The sequence below is a fragment of the Parvimonas parva genome, from assembly GCF_016552165.1.
GTDB lineage: Bacteria > Bacillota > Clostridia > Tissierellales > Peptoniphilaceae > Parvimonas > Parvimonas parva.
Window position 1 is genome coordinate 83266 of the sequence record NZ_JACVDA010000001.1, and the last position, 24544, is coordinate 107809.

The 24544-nt window shown below is 29.0% G+C and carries 15 protein-coding genes; 9 read left to right on the plus strand and 6 right to left on the minus strand.

Features of this window, described 5'->3' with window-relative positions; all coding sequences use genetic code 11:
• Positions 1-79: 79 nt before the first annotated feature.
• A complete protein-coding gene (locus IBJ83_RS00355) occupies positions 80-1321 on the plus strand; it encodes a C40 family peptidase (protein WP_201274895.1) in 1242 nt (413 codons plus the stop codon).
• Positions 1322-1525: 204 nt separating this feature from the next.
• Here the strand turns inward: IBJ83_RS00355 and IBJ83_RS00360 are convergent, their stop codons facing one another.
• From IBJ83_RS00360 to mnmG, 3 genes are read right to left on the minus strand one after another with little or no spacing between them, the layout of a single operon-like run.
• Positions 1526-2443 carry a DMT family transporter gene (locus IBJ83_RS00360; RefSeq protein ID WP_201274896.1) on the minus strand — a complete coding sequence of 306 codons (918 nt, stop codon included), beginning with the start codon at positions 2441-2443 and terminating at the stop codon, positions 1526-1528.
• 10 nt (positions 2444-2453) lie between these two features.
• On the minus strand, positions 2454-3167 hold the full coding sequence (rsmG, locus tag IBJ83_RS00365; protein WP_201274897.1) for a 16S rRNA (guanine(527)-N(7))-methyltransferase RsmG: 714 nt from the start codon (positions 3165-3167) through the stop codon (positions 2454-2456).
• The gene (gene mnmG, locus IBJ83_RS00370) at positions 3160-5046 is read right to left on the minus strand and encodes a tRNA uridine-5-carboxymethylaminomethyl(34) synthesis enzyme MnmG (RefSeq protein ID WP_201274898.1); all 1887 of its coding nucleotides are present in this window, start codon (positions 5044-5046) and stop codon (positions 3160-3162) included. The genes rsmG and mnmG overlap by 8 nt, the downstream gene beginning before the upstream one ends.
• 221 nt (positions 5047-5267) lie before the next feature.
• On the opposite strand from mnmG, the gene IBJ83_RS00375 reads away from it, so the two are divergent.
• Positions 5268-11942, plus strand: a complete 6675-nt coding sequence (locus IBJ83_RS00375; RefSeq protein ID WP_201274899.1) for a S8 family serine peptidase — start codon at positions 5268-5270, stop codon at positions 11940-11942.
• Between the two features lie 79 nt (positions 11943-12021).
• Here the strand turns inward: IBJ83_RS00375 and IBJ83_RS00380 are convergent, their stop codons facing one another.
• The gene (locus IBJ83_RS00380; protein WP_201274900.1) at positions 12022-12570 is read right to left on the minus strand and encodes an RNA polymerase sigma factor; all 549 of its coding nucleotides are present in this window, start codon (positions 12568-12570) and stop codon (positions 12022-12024) included.
• Positions 12571-12780: 210 nt separating this feature from the next.
• On the opposite strand from IBJ83_RS00380, the gene rpiB reads away from it, so the two are divergent.
• The 4 genes from rpiB to IBJ83_RS00400 all read left to right on the plus strand — a co-directional run bounded on the left by rpiB (position 12781) and on the right by IBJ83_RS00400 (position 16932).
• Entirely contained in the window at positions 12781-13212 is a 432-nt protein-coding gene (gene rpiB, locus IBJ83_RS00385; protein ID WP_201274901.1) for a ribose 5-phosphate isomerase B, read from the plus strand.
• Between the two features lie 8 nt (positions 13213-13220).
• Positions 13221-14180, plus strand: coding sequence for an NAD(P)H-dependent glycerol-3-phosphate dehydrogenase (locus IBJ83_RS00390; RefSeq protein ID WP_201274902.1), 960 nt, complete (start codon positions 13221-13223; stop codon positions 14178-14180).
• A gap of 1 nt (position 14181) precedes the next feature.
• Positions 14182-14607: a hypothetical protein gene (locus IBJ83_RS00395; RefSeq protein ID WP_231698815.1), complete on the plus strand. Its 426-nt coding sequence runs from the start codon at positions 14182-14184 to the stop codon at positions 14605-14607.
• A 237-nt stretch (positions 14608-14844) separates the two neighbouring features.
• On the plus strand, positions 14845-16932 hold the full coding sequence (locus IBJ83_RS00400) for a serum opacification factor (RefSeq protein ID WP_201274903.1): 2088 nt from the start codon (positions 14845-14847) through the stop codon (positions 16930-16932).
• Positions 16933-17154: 222 nt separating this feature from the next.
• Here the strand turns inward: IBJ83_RS00400 and IBJ83_RS00405 are convergent, their stop codons facing one another.
• Entirely contained in the window at positions 17155-18315 is a 1161-nt protein-coding gene (locus IBJ83_RS00405) for a CD0519/CD1768 family membrane protein (protein ID WP_201274904.1), read from the minus strand.
• Positions 18316-18813: 498 nt separating this feature from the next.
• Here IBJ83_RS00405 and IBJ83_RS00410 point away from each other — a divergent pair, with 498 nt between their 5' ends.
• Complete coding sequence (locus IBJ83_RS00410; protein ID WP_201274905.1) at positions 18814-23079, plus strand: leucine-rich repeat domain-containing protein; 4266 nt, start codon at positions 18814-18816, stop codon at positions 23077-23079.
• A gap of 85 nt (positions 23080-23164) precedes the next feature.
• On the opposite strand, the gene IBJ83_RS00415 is transcribed toward IBJ83_RS00410, so the two are convergent.
• Entirely contained in the window at positions 23165-23851 is a 687-nt protein-coding gene (locus IBJ83_RS00415) for a lysoplasmalogenase family protein (protein WP_201274906.1), read from the minus strand.
• A gap of 246 nt (positions 23852-24097) precedes the next feature.
• Here IBJ83_RS00415 and IBJ83_RS00420 point away from each other — a divergent pair, with 246 nt between their 5' ends.
• Both IBJ83_RS00420 and IBJ83_RS00425 read left to right on the plus strand, forming a co-directional pair.
• Positions 24098-24283, plus strand: coding sequence for a hypothetical protein (locus IBJ83_RS00420; protein WP_068473402.1), 186 nt, complete (start codon positions 24098-24100; stop codon positions 24281-24283).
• A gap of 10 nt (positions 24284-24293) precedes the next feature.
• Complete coding sequence (locus IBJ83_RS00425) at positions 24294-24509, plus strand: DUF2922 family protein (protein ID WP_068473406.1); 216 nt, start codon at positions 24294-24296, stop codon at positions 24507-24509.
• The last annotated feature ends 35 nt before the right edge of the window (positions 24510-24544 follow it).

The window sequence follows — 24544 nt, forward strand, 5'->3', positions numbered from 1 at the left end:
TTTTGTAATTTTTTTGTAACTTTTTGTTGACTTTTTTCAATGCTTGTTGTAAAATAAGTCTATAAGTTAGGAGGTAATTATGAAACTAAAAAAAGTGTTAACAACATCTATGTTATGTGCATTAGTTTGTACTGCTTTACCGGTAGCAAATTCTTATGCAGATGAAATGGAAAAGGTTGAAGTTAAAATTCATAGTACAAGTATTGAAGAAATAAACAATTCGATAAGTAATAAATCAGAAAATTTTGTTACGGCTCCTTCTGTTTTAGGATTACAAAAATTATCAAATAGAAATGATATATATTCATTAGTTACTGAAGAAGATACTATAATGCCGGAATTAGAAGAAAATTCTTTTTACATAAAAGAAGATGTTGAATTAAAACCTGTTTTAGCCGAAACAGAAACACCAATAGCAAAGATTGAAAAAGGTGCTGTTGTTAAGGTTGAAATGAGTGGGGATAAAAAGGCAACTGTTTCTGTTGATGGAAAAGTTGGGGTTATAGACGTTTCAGTATTAACTAAAGAAAAAGTTGAGCCTGAAAAGAAAGAAACTGAAGTAAAACCTGAAGAAAAACCTGAAGAAAAGAAAGAGAAAGAAAAAGCTGAAACTCCAAAGGTGGAAGAAAAGAAAGCGGAAGAACCTAAACAAGCTCCTGTTAAAAAAGTAAGTCTTTATGCGACAGAAACTTTAAACGTTAGAGCTGAACAATCAGCAACTTCAAACAAACTTGGACTTTTATCAAAAGGTGAAAAAGTCAACGGTATTGATAAAGGAGACTGGGTAGAATTTGAATTTAACGGACAAACTGCTTATGTTATAAAATCATATCTTTCTGAAACTAAACCGGTTGTTGAACAACCAAAGGTAGAAGAAAAAGCTGAAACTCCAAAGGTAGAAGAAAATAAAACTCCAGCGCCAAAACAAGAAAATAAATCTTATAGCGCTGATATTGAAACAGTTGTAGATATTGCTTTAGCACAAGTTGGAAAGCCTTATGTTTGGGCAAGTGCTAATCCAAATGTTGGATTTGACTGTTCAGGTTTAGTATATTATGCTTACAAACAAGTTGGAATTAATTTAAGTAGAACATCATATACTCAAATTAATGACGGTACTAGAATTTCAGCATCAGAATTGAGAAAAGGTGATTTAGTATTCTTTAACAATGGTGGAGATAGTGTTGGACACGTTGGAATCTATATTGGAAACAATAAATTCGTTCACGCATCAAGTCCTGGAACAGGTGTTATCGTAAGTAATCTTTTTGGAAGTTACTTTGGAAATACATTCTGTGGAGCTACAAGAATTATAAAGTAATTAAAAAATAACTATGAATTGAAAGACGGTTTTTACACCGTCTTTTTCTATTGGAATTTGATAAGTAATTAAAAATAAAATTTTAATAAAAAAATAAAATTACACAAAAAAACGAGGGCAAAAACACCCTCGTTTTTTAAATATTTTTCATTAATTCATATAATTACATCAAAAACATATAAAATTTAAAATAAGTCTAATTTTTTACGATTTTAAACTATTACCCTTATTTCTTGCAAGATTGAATCCTATTGTACCAATTAGTACTGCAATTATTCCTATGTGATCATAAATTGTTAGCAAATCTCCAAAGATAAAAACTCCAACTAATATATTTACAACCGTTGTTACATTTTGAAATAGAGAAACTGTTGTTGACTCTAAATGTGAAAGAGAAAAAGCTACAAGTATCATAGTTAAAAATGTAGTTATGACTGAAAGATAAAATAATGAAATCAAAAATTCTACATTTGTAAATCCGTTAAAAAATAAATGCAAATTTTTATTCATTATTCCATCTCCAACTGCAACTACATTAAAAAACACAAATCCACATAAATTAACTACATAAGCTATTTGAATAGGGGAGTATTTGCTTGATATTTTTCTAACAAATACATTATATATCCCAAATGCCCCTGCTGAAATTAAAATTATAATATTTCCAAGTAAATTAAAATCCGCACTGTTTGAATCTTTCATTAAGTTTATAAAGGCTATTCCTAAAATAGAAAGAATCATAAATAAAAATTGTTTTAAATTGTTTTCTTCTTTTATGAATATTTTTGCAAATATAAATGTTAAAATCGGAGTAAGTGCATAGATTATTCCTGATTGTGATGAAGTAACCATTGTGTAACCGACTGTTTGGTTTAAGAAAAATATAATCGGAAACGCTAGACTAAGTGGGGCAATGCGTTTTAAATCTTCCATTTTTATTTTCAAACTTTCTTTTTTAAAAAGCATAAATAATATCATACAGATTAATGTTACTGTAAATCTATGAGCCAATAAATTTATGGTATTTGTACTTTTTAACGCTATATTTATGAATAAAAATGAAAAACCTATAGAAACAGATTGAATAAGCATTGCTAAATATGATTTTATTTCGTTACTCATAATACCTCCTCTATAAAGTTTTCTTCTTTATTTGTCCCATATTCCTTGGGAATTTTTCAGAAGTTTTTTCTATTTTTCTTATAATTAAAATATTTCTTTCAGAAGTTTCTCCGTTTTGTGAAATTTTAAAATTCAAAACTTTTTCCAATTTGCAATTTAATTTTTTTAATGCGTTTTTAGAATTTTCAACTTCTTCAAGATATGACGGACCTTTCATCGCAAGGAAAAGTCCACCAACTTTTAAAAACGGGATTGTAAATTCTAAAAGTAAAGAAAGAGATGCAACCGCTCTTGAGCTAACTATATCAAAATTTTCTCTATAGCCTTCTTGTCTGCCAACTTCTTCTGCACGTCCATGAATTGCAGAAATGTTTTTTAAATTCAAATCACCAATTACAATATTTAAAAATTTGATTCTTTTATTCAAACTGTCAAGCATTGTTACATTTAATTTCTCGTTATAAAGTTTAAGTGGTATTGCGGGAAAACCGGCTCCTGTTCCAACGTCTAAAACTTTTTTATCATCTTCAAAAAATCCCGTTTTTGTAAGCAATAGGCAATCTAAGAAATGTTTTATATTCATCGATTCTTCGTCAGTTATTGCCGTTAAATTTATTTTTTCATTCCACTCAACAATTAACTTTCTGTAAGTTTCAAATTTTTCTAAAGCCTCATCACTTAAAATTATATCCTCTTTTTGGGTCAAAGTTTTTAAATTATCCATTTTTTCTCCTCATGGTTTCAAGATGTATAAGCAAAACATTTATATCTGCCGGGCTAACTCCTGAAATTCTACTTGCCTGTCCAACTGTTTCGGGTCTGAATTTTGAAAGTTTTTGAACAGCCTCGATTCTAAGACCTGATAGGGAATTGTAGTCGATATTTTCAAGTTTTTTGTTTTCAAGTTTTTTGAAAGCCTCAATTTGATGACTTTGTTTTTCGATATATCCCTCATATTTTATCATAGTTTGGACTTGCATTTTAATTTCTCTGTCCAAAGGCTCACGAGTTGTATCCAAGTCTTTTATCATTTCGTAGTCAAGCTCAGGTCTTTTGATTAAATCGTAAAGACTAACAGCTGTTTTTAGTTTCATACTTCCTAAGGATTCCAAAGTGTTATTGATATTTTCCTTTGGAGTTAGGATATTTTCTTTTAATCTTTTGATTTCATTTTCGATTAAATTCTTTTTATTTATACATTTTTCAAAACGTTCTTTAGTAGCAAGACCTATGTTAAAACTCTTTTCTGTAAGTCTTAAATCTGCATTGTCTTGTCTTAAAGAAAGTCTGTATTCAGTTCGTGAAGTCATCATTCTGTAAGGCTCATCAGTTCCTTTTGTAATCAAATCGTCAATCAAAACACCGATATATGCATCACTTCTTGTAAGAATAAAAGGCTCTTTTCCTAAAATATTCAAAGACGCATTTATTCCGGCAATGATACCTTGACTTCCCGCCTCTTCATATCCCGAGCTACCATTTATTTGTCCGGCAAAGAAAAGATTTTTAATGTCTTTGTGTTCAAGTGTCGCTCTTAAGATAGTAGGGTCGATACAATCGTACTCAATCCCATAAGCAGGACGCATTATCTTAACATTTTCAAGACCTAAAATGCTCTTATACATTTGTTTTTGCACCTCAAGAGGTAGGGTACTGCTAACCCCTTGAACATACATTTCGGCCGTATCCAAGCCCTCAGGCTCAATAAAAACTTGATGCTCATCTTTTTCGTTAAAGCGAACAATTTTGTCCTCAATAGACGGACAATATCTAGGGCCGACACCCTTAACAATACCCGCATACATTGGACTTCTATGAAGATTATCCTCGATAATTTTTTTAGTTTCCAAAGTCGTATAAGTCAAAAAGCAATCTTCCTTATGATTTCCAATATCCTTTCCCTCATTCATAAAAGAAAAGGGAATTATATTTTCATCGCCTTTTTGAATATCCATTTTTGAATAGTCGATACTATCTCTATGCACTCGGGCAGGAGTTCCAGTTTTGAAACGTCTAAGAGGAATACCTAAATTCTTTAGACTTTCGCTTAAAAAAGCCGAACATTTCCAGTTGTTTGGACCACTTTCATAACAATTTTCTCCCATTAAAATCATAGATTTTAAGTAAGTGCCCGTACAAACTATAACAGCTTTTGCAGGGAAAATCTCGTTTGAAGTAGTCAAAACTCCTGTTATTTCATTGTTTTCAGTTAAGATTTCCTTAATCTCTGCTTGAATTAAGTCTATATTTTTTTCGCTTTCCAAAACTTTTTTCATCTCTGTGTGATACATTTTTTTGTCTGCCTGAACACGCAAACTGTGAACGGCAGGACCTTTCGAAGTATTTAACATTCTGGATTGGATAAAAGTTTTGTCGATATTAATCGCCATTTCTCCACCAAGAGCGTCGATTTCACGAACTAAATGTCCCTTTCCTGTACCACCTATATTTGGATTGCAGGGCATATCTGCAACTGAATCCATACTTATTGTAAGAATCGCTGTTTTAAGACCAAGTCTGCTACTTGCAAGACCCGCCTCACAACCGGCATGTCCAGCACCGATTACAACAACATCATATTTTTCATCTATAAAATTTGTCATTTTTTCTCCTTAAAAATTTAAATAAATATACATATTATATTGTACCATATTTTTGTAAAAATTTCATAGAAAAATTATCGTTATATATTTATAGAAATCTTATTTTTTTTCTATGGAATTTCATCATTTGTTATTTCTTTAGTATTGACAATCATTCTTAAATCGTATAAAATGTTTTTGTTAGTTTATGCTAATTTTATTTTATTTTTAGGAGGAATTATATGAAAATTTTTAAAAGGGTAATATCTTTTGTGGTATTTTGTTCTTTGATTTTTACAAGTTTTAGTGGTGTTTTTGCTACTGAAAGTAATTCTTTAGATTTTCGAAAAAAGATAGAAGATTTAAAAGATTACAAAGATGACGATTTTGTCGATGCAATTATCAAATTGAAAAAACAAGTTGATGTTTCAAAAATTAAAGATGTTGTTAAAAAAGAAAATGTTAATGCATCTAAGGAAGAAATTCAAAATGAGATAAGAAAGGATATGGTAGATAAGTCTATAAAGTTAAAAGAAGATAGTCAAAAGTCTATTATAGAAATTCTTGAACGTGGTAAAAAAGATGGTAATGTAAAGAATTATGAACAATTTTTTATTATAAATTGTATAAATGTAGTTTGTAAAAAAGAAGTTTTGGTTAAGATTTCAAAAATGTCTGATGTAGAAAAGATTTCTATTAATAAAAAAGTGAAGATTCCAAAGCTTCCAAATAATGTTCCTGAAGATAGAAATGCTCTTTTTAGTATGGAAAAAAAGCATATCCCTTGGAATTTAAAGATGATTAGTGCAGATAAGGCACAAAAAGAAGTTGAAAATTCTAATAACGATGTTGTTGTTGCAGTAATTGATTCTGGTGTTGATGGAAGTCATCCTGCAATTAAAAATAATTATAGAGGAAATGACCAAAATTTAAAAAAATATTCTTGGTATAATGTTGTAACTGAAAAGACTGGAGATAAAGAAGAACCTTATGATGATAGAGGACATGGGACTCATGTTTGCGGAACTATCTTGGGCCAAAGAGAAAACTCTCTTTTAGGTGTTTGTCCAAGTGCTAAGTGGATGGCTGTAAAAGTTTTTGATTCAAATGGTGAAACAGATAATGCTAAGCTTTTAAAAGCTGGTGAATGGATTATGGCACCTAAAGATGAAAATGGTACACCTCATCCAGAAATGGCTCCAAAAGTTGTAAATAACTCATGGGGTGGTAATTCAACAGATGGATTTTATCAAGATATGGTTAAAAAATGGAGAGAAGCAGGAATTTTTCCTGTATTTTCTGCAGGGAATGTAAGTCAATTTAATGATGGAGGGGAGGATTCTATAGGGACACCTGCTTCATATCCAGAAGCTTATGCAGTTGGAGCTATTAGACAAGATGAAATAGTTGCAAAATTTTCTCTAAGAGGGAAATCTAACTATACAGAAAATTTTAAGCCGGATATTGTTGCGCCTGGAGTTAATATTTTATCTTCAATTCCTGGTGGAAAATATACAATTTATACTGGAACTTCTATGGCAAGTCCTCATGTTACAGGTGTTGTTTGTTTGATGCTTAAAGCTAATCCAAATTTAAGTGTTGATCAAATTGAAAAGATTTTAAATGAAACTGCAACACCTTTAAAAGACAATAACTATACAACAACTCCAAACCATGGTTATGGGCATGGAAAAGTTGATGCTCTTAATGCAGTTAAGCTTTCTGTAGGTCAACAAAAGGGAAAAGATATAGATATTTCAAATATGAAACTTTTACAAGGTCGTATTCTTACAAAGGGAGTGGATAATGAAAAACCAGTTATAAATCACACTCCGATTAGTAAGATTTTTACAACATATAAAACAACTTTTGATGCAAATGTAAAAGATAATGTTGGAGTCGATAGTGTAAAACTTTATTTAAATGTTGGTAGTGAATATAAATCTTATGATATGCAACTTAAAAATGGAAATGGACTTTCTGGTTATTATAGTATAAATGTTCCAGTTAGTACATTTAAAAATGTTAAAAATGGAAAATATTATATCGAAGCTACAGATATTAATAAAAAAATAACTAAGAGCGATGAAATTTCTTTTGAAGTTCAAAATGGAATTGGAATTGGTTATACACAAGATTTTGAAAAAGATACTTCAGGTTTTGAGTTGGGCGGACAATCAAAATTATTTAAATGGGGAAATATTAAAAAAGATGAAGCAAATAAAAAATTAATAGGGATAGAACCTTATAAAAATGTTCGTGGAAATTCTATTTTTGTTATGCCTCCAATAGATTTAACAGAAGAAACTAGAAATCCGGCTTTAAGTTTTAAACATTTTTATGACCTTGGAAATTACGAATCTGCCTTTTTTGATACTGCTGAGGTTTGGATTGCAGAAGCTAAAGAAGATAGTGATCCGGATAATTTAAAATGGGAATTAAAAAGAATTTATAAAAATTCTTCAAAAGAAAAGTGGGCCTATGAATACATTGACCTTTCAGCTTACAAGGGTAAGAAAATTTGTGTAATGTTTGGATTTAGACCTAATGGAGAATATAAAAGTAGTGGTAATGGTTGGTATATTGATGATATAAAAATAGAAGAAGCATCAAAAGAAATACCACAAACTCCAAGTAAAGATTTAAATTTAAATAATAAAAAAGATGGTAAATTAACTTACACATTTTCTCCTATAAAAAATGAAAAGATTACATCTTATGAATTATATAGAGCAACAAATGAAAATGGACCTTTTGAACTTATAAAAAAAGTTGAAAAAGGAGATTCTAAAAATGGATTTGGAAAATATTCTATTGATTTAGTTGATACTCCAAAGCCACAAAAAGGAACTTATTATTACTATGCTGTTGCAAAGATTGGTGAAAATAAAAGTGAACCTTCTAAAATTTTATCTCATACTTTTACAGAAGGGAAAGAATTCAAAAGTTTTGATTTTGAAAAAGAACAAGATGGATGGACTAGTGTAGAAAGTGATAAAGAAACGAAATGGGATTTTGGTAAATTAGAATATGGAGATCAATATAGTACAGAATATAAAAAACCTACTATTAATCAATCCTTAGGTAAAAATGACGGTATGAATGTTTGGGCGACAAATTTAAATGATCATAGAAAGCCTAACACAAAATATTCACTTATCTCTCCAACTATGGACTTGTCAACTTTAAAAGATGCTACGCTTTATTACCAAAACTGGTTTGGTTCAAGTGGAAAAAGAAAAATTGATGATTATGGTTCATATAATCAAGATATAGGAGAAATTTATTTTTCAAAAGATGATGGACAAACTTGGGATAAAGTTTATACTTTAGATGAAAATGAAGTAGATAAGCATATAAAACATGCTTGGTTTACAAATGGTGTTGAAATTAAAAAAGAATATTTAACAGATAAATTTAAAGTTAAATTTGTTCTTGATGCAGGAAGTGATAAAGGAAATGCAGATCCTGAGCAATGCGGAGGTTGGTATATTGACGATGTTACTATAAATACTAAAGATGTAAAAAATGACAATATATCTCCATTTAAGCTTTTAAATATGGAAAATTTAAGTGAAGAAAACAACAAAAAAGATATACTTTCATTAGTTGGAAAAATTACAATTAAAGAAACAGGAAAAACTGTTAATACAGAAGCCGGAACAGGTAAATTTAGTATAAAGCTTCCGGCCGGTAAATATACTGTAGTAGCTAGTGCAGATGGCTATAAGGACAAAGAAGAAGTTATAGACCTTACAAATGATGTAAATAAAGATTTTTATTTAGATAATTTTAAAAAAGTTTCTATATCAGTTAATGTAAAAGATTCTAATTATGAGTCAATAAAAGGAAATGTAAAACTTTATAAAGAGGGAAAATTAGAACCTATAGCAGAAAAAAACGGAGAAACTGTTAGATTTACAGACTTAACATCTGGAAATTACACTTTAGTTGCAACAAGCGATGGTTATAAAAGATTAGAAAAAAATATTAAAATTCCTGGAAATGGAACTGTAACTATGTCTTTAGAAAAAGTTTATTCAGAAGGTCAGTTAAATGTAGGTTATACAGATGAAAACGCAACTACGCTTTCAGGAATGGACCTAAAGGATAGAGCATTTGCAAATAAAATTTCAAATGATAAACTTGTAGATATAAAAGAAATTTCATATTTTATTACAAAAACTAAAGATGTAGATTTAGCTAATAGTAAATATAGAATTTCTATTTATGATAAAAATACTGAAGATGAACTTCCTGGTAATATTTTATTTTCAAAAGATTTAACATTTGAAAAAGAAGGCTGGAACAAACTTTCTATTTCAAATGTTCAAGTAAATGGTGATTATTACATTGCATTTACAAAACTAGATGGAGAAATTGCACTTGGAATGGATGATGGTAAAGATGGAATTAATTCTTTCCAAATGTTTAACAGTGCTTGGGATGAACCTGAAACTAAAGGAACATATATGATAGGAGCCAAGGTTAATACACTATCTGATAAAGAAGTGAAACAAGTTACAATTAGTTTTGATAAAAACGGTGGTAGTGGAGAAATGCAAGCTGTAAAAGTAAAAGCTAATGAAGATTATAAATTACCAGAGTGTACTTTTACAGCTCCGGACAATCAAGAGTTTGACGCTTGGCAAGTAAATAATGAAAGAAAAAATGTATCAGATACAATAAAAGCAGATAAAGATTTAACAATAAAAGCTCTTTGGAAAGATAAGAAAAATGAAAATCCACAAGAAGAAAAACTTGACCCTATAATGCCAAATCCACTTTTAATGACTACAAATGTAAATGATTTTACTCATTTTATAACTTATTCTAATGATAATAAAACAGATGAGTATTTAAAATCAGTCCAAAAAGTTATTGTAAATCACAAAGGAAAGATAAGTGAAATAACTGATGTTAAAGGCTTTGACTCTACAGATTTCGCATCTAATCCAAATAAAAAACTACAATTTTCATTTACTGGAAAATTAGATAAAGATGATACTATAACTATTGTTTCAAGTAAATATAAAAATGTTGTTGTAAAAATAACAATGGATACCCTTGTCGGAAATGACATCTATTACTCAATAAGTGCAAATATTGAAGGTAAAAAGGTAGTTTATAAAGTTACTTTTGATAAAAATGGTGGTAGTGGAGAAATGAAAGATGTAGAAGTTGAAAATGGAGGAATTTTTACAGTTCCACAATGTACTTTTACAGCACCTTCAGGTATGGAGTTTGATAGTTGGGAATATATGAATGAAAAAACAGAGGTAGGACATCAATATCAAATTACTAAAAATATAACAATAAAAGCTCTTTGGAAAGAAAAATTAACTAAAAAAGCTACAATTACATTTGATAAAAATGGTGGTAGTGGAGAAATGCAAGAGGTTAAAAAATTAGTAAAAGAAGAATATGAACTTCCTGTTTGTGAATTTTTAGCTCCAAGAGATATGGAATTTGACGCTTGGGAAATTAACGGAAAAAGACATCTTCCAGGAGAAAAAATTACCATAAATGAAGATATAACTCTAAAAGCTTTATGGATAAAAGAAGATAAATCAAAAGAGCCTAAAGAACCACTACTTGGAGAAATTTCATCTGAAGATTCATCAGCTATGAAAGTTAATTGTATTAATTCAATCGGCTATAAAAAAGAAGATAGTGAATATGTAAATAAAATAAATCTTATAACTATAAGAAGAAATGGAAAAGAAATAAAACATTATCTATTTACAAAAGAAGATGGAAAATATAAAAATCTTGATAAAACTTTAGATAAGGTAAGTATTGCATTTAAGGATAAAACTTTCTTTAATAGAGATGATGAAATTATAATTTCTGCAAGAGGATATAAAGATTTAAAACTTCATATTATATCAGCTGATGATATGGTAATGAGTGCTTTATATACTACAGAAATTGTATCAACTGTTAAGTTTGAAACTTTTGATGGAAGTAAAATTGATGATCAAATTATAAAAGTTAATCTATTAAGTGCAAATAAATTAGCTAAAGTAGAAGATCCTACTAAAGATGGTTATACTTTTAAAGGTTGGTATGAAGATAGAGAATTAACAAAAGAGTTTGATTTTAATAAAAAAATAATAACAGATACTACAATTTTTGCAAAATGGGTTAAAAATACACCAAATACACCATCTGAAGAAAAAAATATAGAACTTGAAGTTAAAAATGTTACAATACATCAACACGATACATTAGATCTTAAATCATTAATCGTTAAAGCAAAAGATAATAAAAACAACGATTTAAAAGAACAAGTTGAAATTATAGATGAAGGTGGATTTAACAAAGACAAAGTAGGAACATATACAATAACATTTAAATTAACAAATAAAAATGTAAGTGTAACAAAAAAAGCTACAGTTACAGTTGTAGAAAAAGAAAACTCTACTGTAAATCCTGAAAATCCTACAAATCCTACAAATCCTACAAATCCTACAAATCCAGGTCATGAAGACCCTAAAACACCAAATGAAAAAACACAAATAAAATTTTTATTTGGAGAAAATCAAGGGCTTGATAAAAATAAAAACAAAACATTAATATTTAAATTATCTCCAAAAGTAGAAGATTTTAAAGATGTTTATGTAGATGATAAACTTGTTGATAAATCTATGTATGATGTAAAAAGTGGAAGTACTATAATTGAGTTTAAAGATGAATTTATAAAACAACTTTCTTGTGAAAAACATAAATTTAAATTTAACTTTAAAGAAGGAAGTATTGAAACTTATATTTTAGTTAAAGACTCTAAAGAAGAACAAGATAAAGATAGAAGAAATAATCCTTCTCTTGTAAAGACTTCAATACAAAGTGCATCTTTTATGCCTTTAATTCTATCTACTATGGCTTTAGTAGTAGTTAAGAGAAAAAGAAAATAAAAAAATAAAAAAGTGTTAGAATTGTTCTAACACTTTTTTTGTTTACAGTCCGAAAGCACTCCGTAGAGTTCTTTAAAATTCACAAAACATCGACGTCATTTTCTAAAAACTTTGTTTTTAGTTTTTTCTTTGCGATTTTGTAATATTCTTTGACTGTGTCTTCTTTTATTTTCATTTTTTCTGCGATTTCTTTGTTTTTTAAGTTTTCATAAAATTTATATTCTATCACCTGTTTTTGTTTTTTGGGTAGGGTATTTACAATTTCTTTTACTTTTTCGCTCATTTCATTTTCTGTTATTTCATTTTCGGTGTTGGCACTTTCATCTACAATTAGGTCTAAGACTTCGATTGTTTCATCGTCTTTTGTTTGATAGATTTTTGTGATTGTTTTTTCTGTTTCTCTTTTTCTTTTGGCAAATTTTTGCATATAAAAAAATTTTAATTGATATTTTAAATAACATTCAAGTGAAACTTTTCCACCACCAACATAGCTTTCTAAAAGCTCTAAAATTTTTACAACTCCGTCCTGATACGCATCTTCATAGCTTGTGTGATTTTTGAAATATTTTTTTATACTCGCTTTTATCAAAGGGCTAAAGTCTTTTACAATTTGTTCTTTATCGTACATTTTTCCTCCTAGATATGACGGCATACAGTAGTTGGGTTAAGTTTTGCTAATTCTATGACATAATTATACTCCTTTTTTTATATTAAGTCAATTATAAAGTTACTTAAATTTATATTTTTATATTTTAGTATCTTTATAAGTTACTACTTGACTATAACTTGGAAATATATTATTATAAGGTGAGTAAATAACATATTTAAGGAGAGTTTTATGAAGATAATAATAGGTAATGACCATTCAGCGGTTGAAATGAAAAATGAGCTTGTAAAATTTTTGGAAGAAATGGGCCATGATGTGATAAATGTAGGAACAGATGAAACTAAAAGCGTGGACTATCCACTTTTTGGACAAGCTGTTTGTAAAAAAGTTTTAGAAAACGAAAATTCTTTGGGTATTGCAATCTGTGGAACGGGAATCGGGATTTCTATTGCTTGTAACAAGGTTAAAGGTATTCGAGCAGGGCTTTGTAGCGAAAGTTTTTCTGCGAAAATGACTAGAAAGCACAACAACGCAAATGTTCTTTGCTTGGGTGCAAGAGTTACGGGGATTGAACTTGCAAAGGATATTGTCAAGACTTTCATTGAAGAGGACTTCGAGGGTGGTCGTCATCAAAGAAGAATTGATATGTTAGAAGAAGTTTAGGAGTTTTTATGAGAATAGGTGTTATAGGCTGTGGAAGATGGGGAAGTTTTATCGCTTGGTATTTGGATAAGATAGGCAACGATGTAACTTTATATGGTAGAGAAAATTCAAAAAATATGCAAAATTTTTTAGAAAGTAGAAAAAATAATTTTCTTGAAATTCCAAAATCCATTGCTTTAACTACAAATATAAAAGATATTTTCGATAAAGATTTAATCATAATCTCTGTTGGAACTCAAGGCCTTAGAGATTTGCTTATCGAAAATGAAAAACTTTTTAAAGAAAAAAATATTCCAATCATTCTTTGTATGAAAGGAATTGAAATAAAGACGGGCTTTACTCCAACTGCCGTTGTAAGGGACATTTTGGGAGAAAATTACTCTTGTGGCGTTTGGATTGGACCGGGACATGTTCAAGACTTTACAAATGGAATTCCAAATTGTATGGTAATAGATTCTGATGATAGGGAATTGGTTAAAAATTTAGTTGACAGTTTTTCAAGTGATTTAATCAGATTTTACTACGGAACTGATCTTTTGGGAAATGAGATTGGCGCAGGTGCTAAAAATGTTATAGGTATTGCTGCCGGAATGCTTGACGGAATGAATTTAAGCTCTTTAAAAGGTGCGCTTATGTCAAGAGGAACGAGAGAGATTGCAAGGCTTATCGGCAAAATGGGTGGCGATGAAACTTGTGCTTATGGACTTTGTCATCTTGGTGATTATGAGGCGACTGTTTTTTCTGAATTTAGCAATAATAGAAAATTTGGAGAAAAGTTTGTAAAGGGTGAAAAGTTTGAAAAACTTGCAGAGGGATATTTCACAACGAAGGCTTTAATGGATTTGTCTAAAAAGTACGATGTTGAATTGCCGATAACAAATGCAGTTTACGAAATAATATATAATGAAAAGAATCCAAAGGAAGTTTTGGAAAATCTTTTTAAAAGAAGTATAAAAATGGAGTTTTAGTATGTTACCGATAATTTTATTACCTTTGCTTTTGTGTGTTTTCAATATGTATAGAAGACTAACTTGTGTAGTAAAGGCGAAATTTACAAAATTTACATTCTTTACCCTTTTAATCGTTTTGGTTGTAATGCTCTCTTTAGGTTACAAATTTAGAAACGACTTGAGTGGCTATGTCGTTATAATGTCTTGGTGGCTTGCGTTCTTCACAAGCATAATGAGTGCAGGAATAACTGAAAAAGGACTTGTTCACCCATGGCAATTAATCGCAAAGCTATATAAATGGGAAAAGATTAGAACTTTTTCGATTGAAAAAAGGGAAAATACAGTAATGGTAAATTTCAAAGCGATAAGAGATTTACGCCAAGAATACGACAAAAGCGATTTGGAAAAAATTAAAAAAATTGCAAAACAAAATAAATTGATTTAAAAGACTCATCGAAAGATGAGTTTTTTAGTATAACAATCACTTTAAAACGACTCACAGATATTACAAGACCGTCATCCCTTGAAATTAATGTGAAAATATATTATTATATTACGGAGAGTATATAAGGTTTGAGATTTTATTTATAATTAATTAATTATTTATTTATTGATAAATAAACTTTTAATGGTTTTAAGCTAATTTTTTATATAAAAATTTTTTAAGGAGTAGATTTACAATATGAAAAAATCAAAATTATTAGTACTTATTTTGTTGCTAAGTTTTGTAATTAACTTTTTACCAAAACAACTTTTGGCAGATGAGGGTAATTTGTCAAAAAATAAAGTTGTAGAAGAAAAAAAGGAACTTGTGGTAAAGAAAGAGGGAACTGATAAAGAAATATCTGATAAGGACAAAGATGTAAAGAGAAGAGATGTTGAACATACAAAACTGTTCGATATCGAAAAATCTGCAGTTGTTGAAAAAGATAAGTCTGTAACAGTTACAACAACAATTACGCCGAAACAAATTCATAACGGTTCAGATGTCATTATCCTTTTAGATGTTTCTAAAAAGATGACTGAAGAAACAAAGAGAGGTGCAAAAGAGAAAATTAAAAAAATAGTTAAAACTCTTTTGAAAGATGACAAATACAGCAATCTTAATTCAGTACGTTTAATCAGTTTTTATCGTCAAGTTAAAGATTCAGTTGAATTAAAACCTTCAAATGTAGATGAAAAAATTGAGAATGCTTTTAATGAAGCCCAAAATAATTACAATTATGGCGTTCGTATGCAAGAGGCTATTTATAAAGCTGAAAAGATTTTTGACAATGAGCAAAAATCAGGGAAGCGTCAACATATTGTACTTTTATCTCAAGGAGAAGCAACTTTCAGTTATGATATAAAAGATAAGGAAAATGCTAAAACTACAACAATCAAAGGAGATGTTGTGGGTGAAAGTCCATTTTTTCCATGGCCTTTTTATGTTGAAAAAACATTTAAAAAAGCTAATATGATTAAAGATTTTAATGCTTTTATAACTATGTTGAATAGACTTGGAATTCATAATTTTGACAATATAAAAGATAAACTTGGATTAGCTGATTATTTTAAATTTTTTGGGTTAGATTCTGCTTTTGACTATATAAAACTAAAAGAATTTGAAAGTAACAAATTAGATTCTTCAAAGTTTGATTATTCAAAAACTGTTGGAGAGGGATATCATAATCACAGTTATCAAAGAATAAAAGTTGTAAGTAAGGAATTTCCATTTAAAAAGACTATTATGGATGCTTTGAGGAACAAAATAGAAAAAGAAGATGCAAAAGGTGTAGATAAATTGCTTAATAAAGCAACTGTTAAAGTGATTGAAACTGCAATGGACACTATTTTTTATCCAAGAGAATATATCTTCTACAATCACAATTTATCAGCCCAAGGAGAAGCAAAAATTGCTAAAAATAAAAATATAAATTTTTATTCTGTTGATGTTATAGATAGAAGCCATAAGGAAAAAGACAAATTAGAAAAATACTTAAAAGAAATGTCTGAAAATGGCAAATTTTTAAATACTGATGACAACAAACTAGCTGAAAAATTTAAAGATATAATAAAAGAAATAAGCATAGAAGATAAACTTCATAAAAATTTCGAAGCACAAATTCTTGAAAATGATGGCAAAGCTGAATTTAAAAAAGGAGGAGGTTGGCTTATATCAGGTTCTCCTAAAGTTAATTGGAATTTAAGTGAAGAAGATATAAAAAATGCATTTGAACAAAATAAAACTTTAAAATTGGTTTATAAGTTAAAAGCTACAAAAGATAACGGAACAGCCGACATCACATTAGCGGAATCTACTGCGAAATATAAAATAAATAACAATAGGCAAAAAACTGAAGATGTAGGAAAATTATTGTTAAAACTTCAAGATGTTGTTGTAGAATCGAATGTAGTTGATACAGATGAAAATTCAGCAAACGGAACAAAAGGATCTTATCCAGGCGGAACTGATTTATCAACTGTTGAGGACACTAAGCCGGAAAACAATAACAAACCGGATAATAACAAACCGGACAATAACAAACCGGACGATAAAGAAGACAACAAACCGGATAATAACAAACCAGACGATAAAGAAGACAATAAAGACAATAACAAAGAAGATAATAAACAAAATTCTGAAAATGCAGATAAAAATAAAAATCCTGAAATTAATAAAGAAAAGGAAACAAAAATACCAAAAACCGCAATCGCAGGGTCTTCTACATTACTATTAGCGGTTGGATTTTTGGGAATGTATATTTCTAAAAGAAAAAATGACAGATAGGACAAACTAAATAAATATAGAAATAGATAAAGGAGTGAATTTAACTCCTTTATTTTATATTGTTTTGAAATAATACTTCTAGTTCTTTTAATATTTGTTCAACTTGTTCGTTTGATTTTAAGTCTTCATCAGATGATATAGATATAAAGGATAATTTTATTAAATATAAATTAAGGCATAAAAAAGGTAGCATTTGAAATGCTACCAAAATTTTTTATTTATTTAGAATAAATTGAACAACATATATAGAATATGTGCGGCAACACCTGCAACAAGTCCGCCGATTGTATGGCTGATTAATGCTTTTCCTGTTGCTTCTTTTGTTCCAAGAGCGTCCATCATTGCGATATGTGTTGAGATATATCCGCTCCAACACATACAGATTGCTGTGAATACTGCGATGTCGTTTCCACTAACTCTACCAACTTCTGCCATTTTTGTAACGGTTCCGATTGCAGCACCTGTTGAGCCAAGAGCAGTTATAGGAACGGCAATGGCCTCCGGTGAACTGAAACCGAATAATGGAGTTAAAATGAAGGACAATTTTTTTCCTATCCAAGGAAGAACTTCGACACCTTCATTAGCTGCTCCGGTATAAATACCGTTTGCCCCCGGCCCTTTTGTTAGGATAATAACTAAAGTACAGATTATTACAACACCCGGAATGATTGAAACTCCCATATCAACACCAACTTTTCCTCCGTCAAGGATAGATTGGATAAACCTTGAGCCGACACTTCCTTCTCTTACGATTCTTGAATTTTCAGGAATTTCAACTTTGCTATTTACTTCTACAAACTCAGTTGTTCCATACATTTTTTTACAAGAATGAATCATAAGTCTAACAGAAACGATACTGCCAACAATGGCTCCTAAATTTCCGATTAATGCACTTGTAACAGCACCTTTAACATTCATTCCCATCATTGTAGTTGTAGTGATAAGTCCCATACCAAAAGCAGTTCCAAGATTTGTAAGAGCAGGCATTTGGTATTTTTTGAAATAACGTCTAAAGTTATCATCATGAGCTAATGTTAAGATAGCCGGATTATCTGAAAGGTAGCAATTTAACATACCAAGAGATGATGCACCTGGTAAATCATAAATAGGTTTCATAACTTTTGACAGAAATTTATTTACAAGTGCTATAACTCCAAATTCAGAGAACAGTCCTGAAATTGCTCCAGCCAATACGGCAATCGCCATTAAATAAAGACATACATTAATAAGTAGGTCAAAACCTGTATTCATCATAGTTTTAACCATATTTATTCCACCCATTTTTCTACCAATCAAAATGAAAAATGTTAGAAATAAACCGAGACAAAGGAAGTTTTCCAAACCAATGTCCTTTTTAAATTTTCCGAAATTTTTTTCTTCCAATATAAATACCTCCAACAAATAATTACTGAAATTATTTTATCATATTTCCATTTTAATAAATTTAAAAAGGTAAATATGATAAAATAAATATTCTTTTACACAAGAATCGTAAATTCATATTTATTTTAACATAAAAAAACTAAAAACACAACGAAAAAATTTTTTGTTGAAATTTACTTTTAATTATATATTGCGACATTTCGATTAAAAAACTATAAAGCACAAAAATTTTAAAAAAAAATTGAGTGTTAAAATCTTTATATCATTTAACTTTGGTTGAAAAAGAGTAAGAGCCACACCTTTAAGTGTGAGATTCCTCCAAGCACTGCGTTTGGTCGAAATGACGTACAAGGGCATTTTAGCCCCAGTATTACCATAATAAAATCTTATTAATAACACTCCTTCTATTAACATTTTCTATTTTACTAAAGTTTGTTTTAATGATATAATTCTTATTGTATATATAAAATATTGACATATTTAATTTAGGAGGTAATTATGAAAAATTCAAAAAGAGCAATTGCGCTTTTATTAAGCCTTTGTTTTGTTTCTCCAATTTCTCAAGGCATTTCAAGTTACAGATATGTAAATGCACAAGAAGTTGATGAAATTGTAGATGTACCGGATATTAATCTAAAAAGAGGATTGTTATCTGTTATAAGAGCATCAAAGGGAAATCACACACCTGTTGAAAAATCAGATGCTCAAGTACATACTTTTAAAAAATCGGAACTTGCAGGAATCAAGGCACTTAGTCCTGAGATTTGTGCTCCACATAATCCACAAGAGGGAACTGTTAAGATTGCAAATTTAAAGGGAATTGAGTATTGCAAGGATATTGAAAAACTAAGCCTTGTTAATCAAAGAATTATAAATATTTCTCCATTAACAGATTTAGTTAAGTTGGAATATTTAGACCTTAGAAATAATGCTGAAGGAAATAAAGTTATTGAAGATATTACTCCTTTGGAAAAATTGACAAGTTTAAAGACTTTAAACTTAAACCAATCCAGAATTACAAATACTAAACCTCTAGAAAAACTTGTAAATTTGGAACATTTATCTTTATTTGGTACAAAGATTACTACAATCGACTTTGTAAAGAATATGCCAAATTTAAAATATGCAGATTTGAGTTATTCAAGACTTAAAGATATTTCTGCTCTTGAAAATTGTAAAAAACTTGAAACTTTAAAACTTGAAACAAATAAAAAAGATAATGCTCAAGGAAATTTTGAAAGAATTGAAGATATTTCTTCCCTTTCAGGTCTTATTGAGTTGAGAGAACTTGCTTTAGGAAATAATAATATCAAAGATATTAAAGCGTTGAAAAATTTAAAAAATCTTACAAGAATTGAGTTAACTCGTAATAAGATTGATAATTTTGAAGTGCTTTTAACTCTTCCAAGTTTAAACGAAATTTTTGTTACAGGAAATGACGTTGAATTGGATAATAATATAGAAAATTTTAGAAAAGCTAAGTCTTATTTTGAAAAATTATCTAAAGATGAACTTAAAAAAGAAGATGCTAAGGTTATTGAAGAGCTTTTAAAAGAAGAAAATAATGTTAAAAATTATTTCTCAAAAGATACTTTGAAAAAATTCGAAGAATATAAAAATAAATTAGCAACAGCTGATTCAGTTAAAAATGATTTATTTAAAGATATTAAGTCTGAAGAAATCAACGGAGATTTGATTAAAATTTTCAATAAAAAGCTTACAACAACTGTTGGAGCCGACGTTACAAAAAAATTACCTAATATGTTAAAAGTTCAAATCCAAAGGGATAAAGAAAAAGTTACAGGTAAAGTAACAAAAGACGCAAAGGGATATGATGTTTTAAACTTTGCAATAATTGATGAAAAGGGAGATTTAGTAACAGAGGCTATTAACTTTAAAACTTCAACTGGAAAGACTATAATTTCTGAAAATGGATATTTAACTGTTGATGGTACAAAGATTAATCCTGTTACTTTTATCAGTACAACTATTAAAATTGACAGCGAAAAGTTTGAAACTGAAAGAGATTTAACTGTTGAAAAACGTACTACTACAACTATCAGATATATAAATAATGAAGATTTGTCAGGTCTTTCTGAAACAGAGCTTGGTAAAAAGCTTGTGATAGTGGTTAGAGCAAAAGGTTCAGGCCCTATTGTTCCTCCACAACCGCCAAAACCAGAACCAGACCCTGATGTACCACAACCACCACAACCACCAAAACCAGAACCACCAAAACCAACAGGAAAGAAAGCGGGAGTTGTTGGGGATAAATTATATATCAAAGTTGTTGACAACAGCAATAAAGTTGTTAAAAAAGATGGATTATTTAAATTTGATTCAGATTACGGAACAAGTTTAGAGCCAAAATTAGAAGATGGACTATATGTTATTAACTTTAATGGAGAGCAATATTCATACAGAATTAACTTTAAAAATGGAGATTATACTTTAGTTGGAAATTATGAATTTTCTACTGAATATGATACTAGCACTCGTAAAGGAAAACTTGATTCAATTAACTTTAATGGAGAAAGCTTAAAATTAAAAGATTTAACAGAAGAACAAATTAAAAATCTTGACGAAAAATACTTTACAATAAAAGTTAAAAATAACAAACCTGGTGGAGAAGAAACACCTGATACTCCAAAACCACCAAAACCAGATCCATCACAACCAAGTGAAATTAAAGGAGAACTTAAAGACAAGAGATTCTATGAAATTTTAAAATTTGCTGTTGTGAATGAAGAAGGTAAATTGGTAACAGACGCATTAGATTTTACAGCTGGAAACTTAACTGGAAAAGCAACTAATGGATATGTTGAATTTACAATAGATGCGAAAAATAAAGAATATGTTGTAGGTTTAAATAGCGATAAATACGAATTGAAATATGATTTTAAATTCAAATCTAATTATCATGATAAAATGTTAGGAAGTATATATTCATATAACGATGCTACTAAAGAATATCAAACTATATATACAACTAATGAAGTAAAATCATCACAAAAAGACTTATTGGATAAATGTTTAGTTTTAGTTGTAAAAGCTAAAGGTAATACCACTCCAGTAGAGCCAGAACCATCACAACCTGCTGAACCAAAAGTTAAAGCTAAGGGTGAATTGATTAATAAAAGGGATTATGAAACTTTAAAAATCGCCATTTCAGATGAAGAGGGAAATCTTTTAAAAACTCCTGTAACAATTAAATTTGGAGAAAAGACTTTACAATCAAAAGACGGTTTTATTTCATTTGATATAGACGCTAAAAATAAAGAATATAGAGCTACAATAGAAAGTAATGATTATGATTTAAAAGAAGAATTTAAGTTTAAATCTGCGCCGTTAGATAAAAAATTACATTCATTATATTTAACTGAAAACGGAAATTCTGCTTGGTATCCATTTACAGAGGGATATAAGACTAAATTTAAAGATGCAATCAATGAATGTCTGGTTATAAAATTAAAAGCTAAAACAAGTACAACTCCTAGAAGTATAAATTCTCTTTTACCTACATCTGTTATGGGCTACGGTTTTGAGGATATTCCATTTAATGCAATGTTAAATACTGACTTAGTTGAAAAAGTAGATGCTAAAGAAAATACTGATATAGTTGAAACTTTTGTTCCAGTTAAATGGGACTTCTCAACACTTGGAACAACAGCAGGAACATACACTGTTTATGGAGATTTAGTTTTACCAAACGGCGTTAGAAATCCTAAGAAATTAAGAGCTAAAGTAGTTGTTGTTTTAAGAGAAAAGGCTGAAAAACCAAAAGAAGATGAGGAAGTTTTTGGAGAATTAAAGAAATCTAAAAAAGATATATTGAAGATTGCAATAATCGATAAAGATTTTAAACTTGTAAAAGAACCAATCGGATTTAGCGACAAAAACAAATCATACTTATCTAAAGATGGATATATCGAAGTTGATGTAAAAGACGGAGAAAATACTTTTACAATTCATAAAGACGGATATGGAATTTCTAAGAATATAGTTTATAGTGGATTTGGAACAAAATTAGCCAAAATAAATGGAAAATTCTTAAATGAAATTTCTGAATTAGGTTTGAAACGTCAACTTAGAATTCAAATTGGAGAACTAAAAACTTTAAAATCTGAAAAAGTAACTGTTGAATCTCCAAACATTACAGACGGTATTAGCTTGAAAGTTGAAAAAATTACTGAAAACGAACTTATTAAAGGCAATTCAGAAATATTCGATATTTCTTTAGTAAATGCTAAGGGAGAAAAAGTTGACTTAAATGGAAGTTTCAAAGTAACTATCGAGAAAGAAAAAGGAAAGACTGCACAAAAAGTTTATTATATAAACGAAAAAGAAAATAAACTTGAAGAAATTGCATTTACTCAAGATGAAAAGTCTGTAACATTTGAAACTACACATTTTTCAAAATATGCAATAGTTTATGCAGACGAACAAAAGCCTAATGAACCAAATAAACCTGATGACACAACTAAGCCGGATAATACAAATAAGCCTGGTAATAAACCGAACGATACAACAAAACCGGAAGATAATAATAAACCAAATGATTCTATAAAACCTGATGACACAACTAAGCCAGATGATAATTTTAACAACAACGGAAAAGATAATAATGGTAAAAAAGATAATAATGGAAAAGTGAAAACTGAATCAAGTAAAATGGTAAAAACTTCAATCGCCGGAGCAAGTATCGGCACATTAGTTGCAAGTGCTATTTTAGGTGCTTATGCATTAAAGAAAAAAGAATACTAAAAAACAAAAAGCATTGAGCGAAGAGCTTAATGCTTTTTTTATGTGTATATTTAACTTAGCCACAAAAAAACGACTATCTAGTCGTTTAAATTAAAAATATTCCAAATCCTATAATTATTAGTAATTGTGAGATTGAGTAAATTAATGTAGCACATATATTAAAAAATCTATTGTTTTTTATAAATATCGAGTAGGAAAAAGCTGAGTTTGAAAGTAAAAATAAATTACTTCCTAAAATCAAATACCATATTCCGTTTTGATAAGCAGAAATTGCTGTTAAAATTGTAAATATACATAGTATTGAGTTTAAACCTGCAAAAATGTATAAAAATATTATATCTCTTTTAAAGTATTTTTTAGCATATTCATAGGAAATTGCAATTTCAAAAAATACAAGTCCAGAGTACAAGATGATAATAAACAATGTCATCAAGTAGTTTAGGTTTGAAATTTTTATTAGAGTAGCGAGTTTTACTATGTAAAAAATTATTCCAATAAAAAATAAATTAAAGCCTAAGATTATATTTTTTTTGATTTTTTTTGTGAAGAATATATCTCCAAGCCAAAAAGAAAAAATTGCCAAATATATAAAAATACTGTGGTTTTTAAATGCTAAAAAATAAAATAATGCCAATAACGGCATTAGAAAAACGTTGAAAAAACTTCTTTCTGTATCTTTTTTTTGTAATATCATATATAAATTAAGGGTTGTAAAAATCGTATAAATAAATAAAATTATATAGGAAAAAATTCCGAGCAGTCCTTTGTTCATATTGCCTCCAAATCTCTTATTATCAACTATTTGAACATATTTCCTTTTTGATAAATTTAAAGGGGTAAATATGATAAAATAAATATTCTTTTACACAAGAATCGTAAATTCATATTTATTTTATCATATTTATACTAACCAAACAAGTTAAAGGAATAATATTTTTTTATTTATCCCCCCTTTTTTATTCTAAATTTTATTATATAAGTGTAAGGCTTACAACAAAATAAAAAAAGGAGAAAAGATATGGCTAAAAAGTATTTAAAGGTTAGTTTCAACCTTGCTAATTCTAAAAAAAGAAACATAACAGTAAAAGATGTTCAAAGTGAATGTTCTGATGAGAATTTAAAAAAATTAGGTGAATTTGTTGAAAAATTCATCGATGGAACAAAAACTGCAACAATCAAAGTTGTAGAAACAACTTTAGCTTAGGAGGTAGAATATGAGAAAGACATTGAGCTTAACTCTAACTTTAGAGGACGGAAAAAATGCAAAATTTTCAATTGCAAATATTAAAAATATTTCAGCTGATGAGGCTTCTGATATTATAAAGGCTTTTGATTTTAAGTCTGTTTTAGCAAAAGACGACTTAAAAGTTGTTGGAATTAAAAAGGCGGATATAATTTCAACAAGTCACGAAGAAGTTACAGTGCTTTAGTAAAAAAGACCTTTTGGTCTTTTTTTACTATAAAC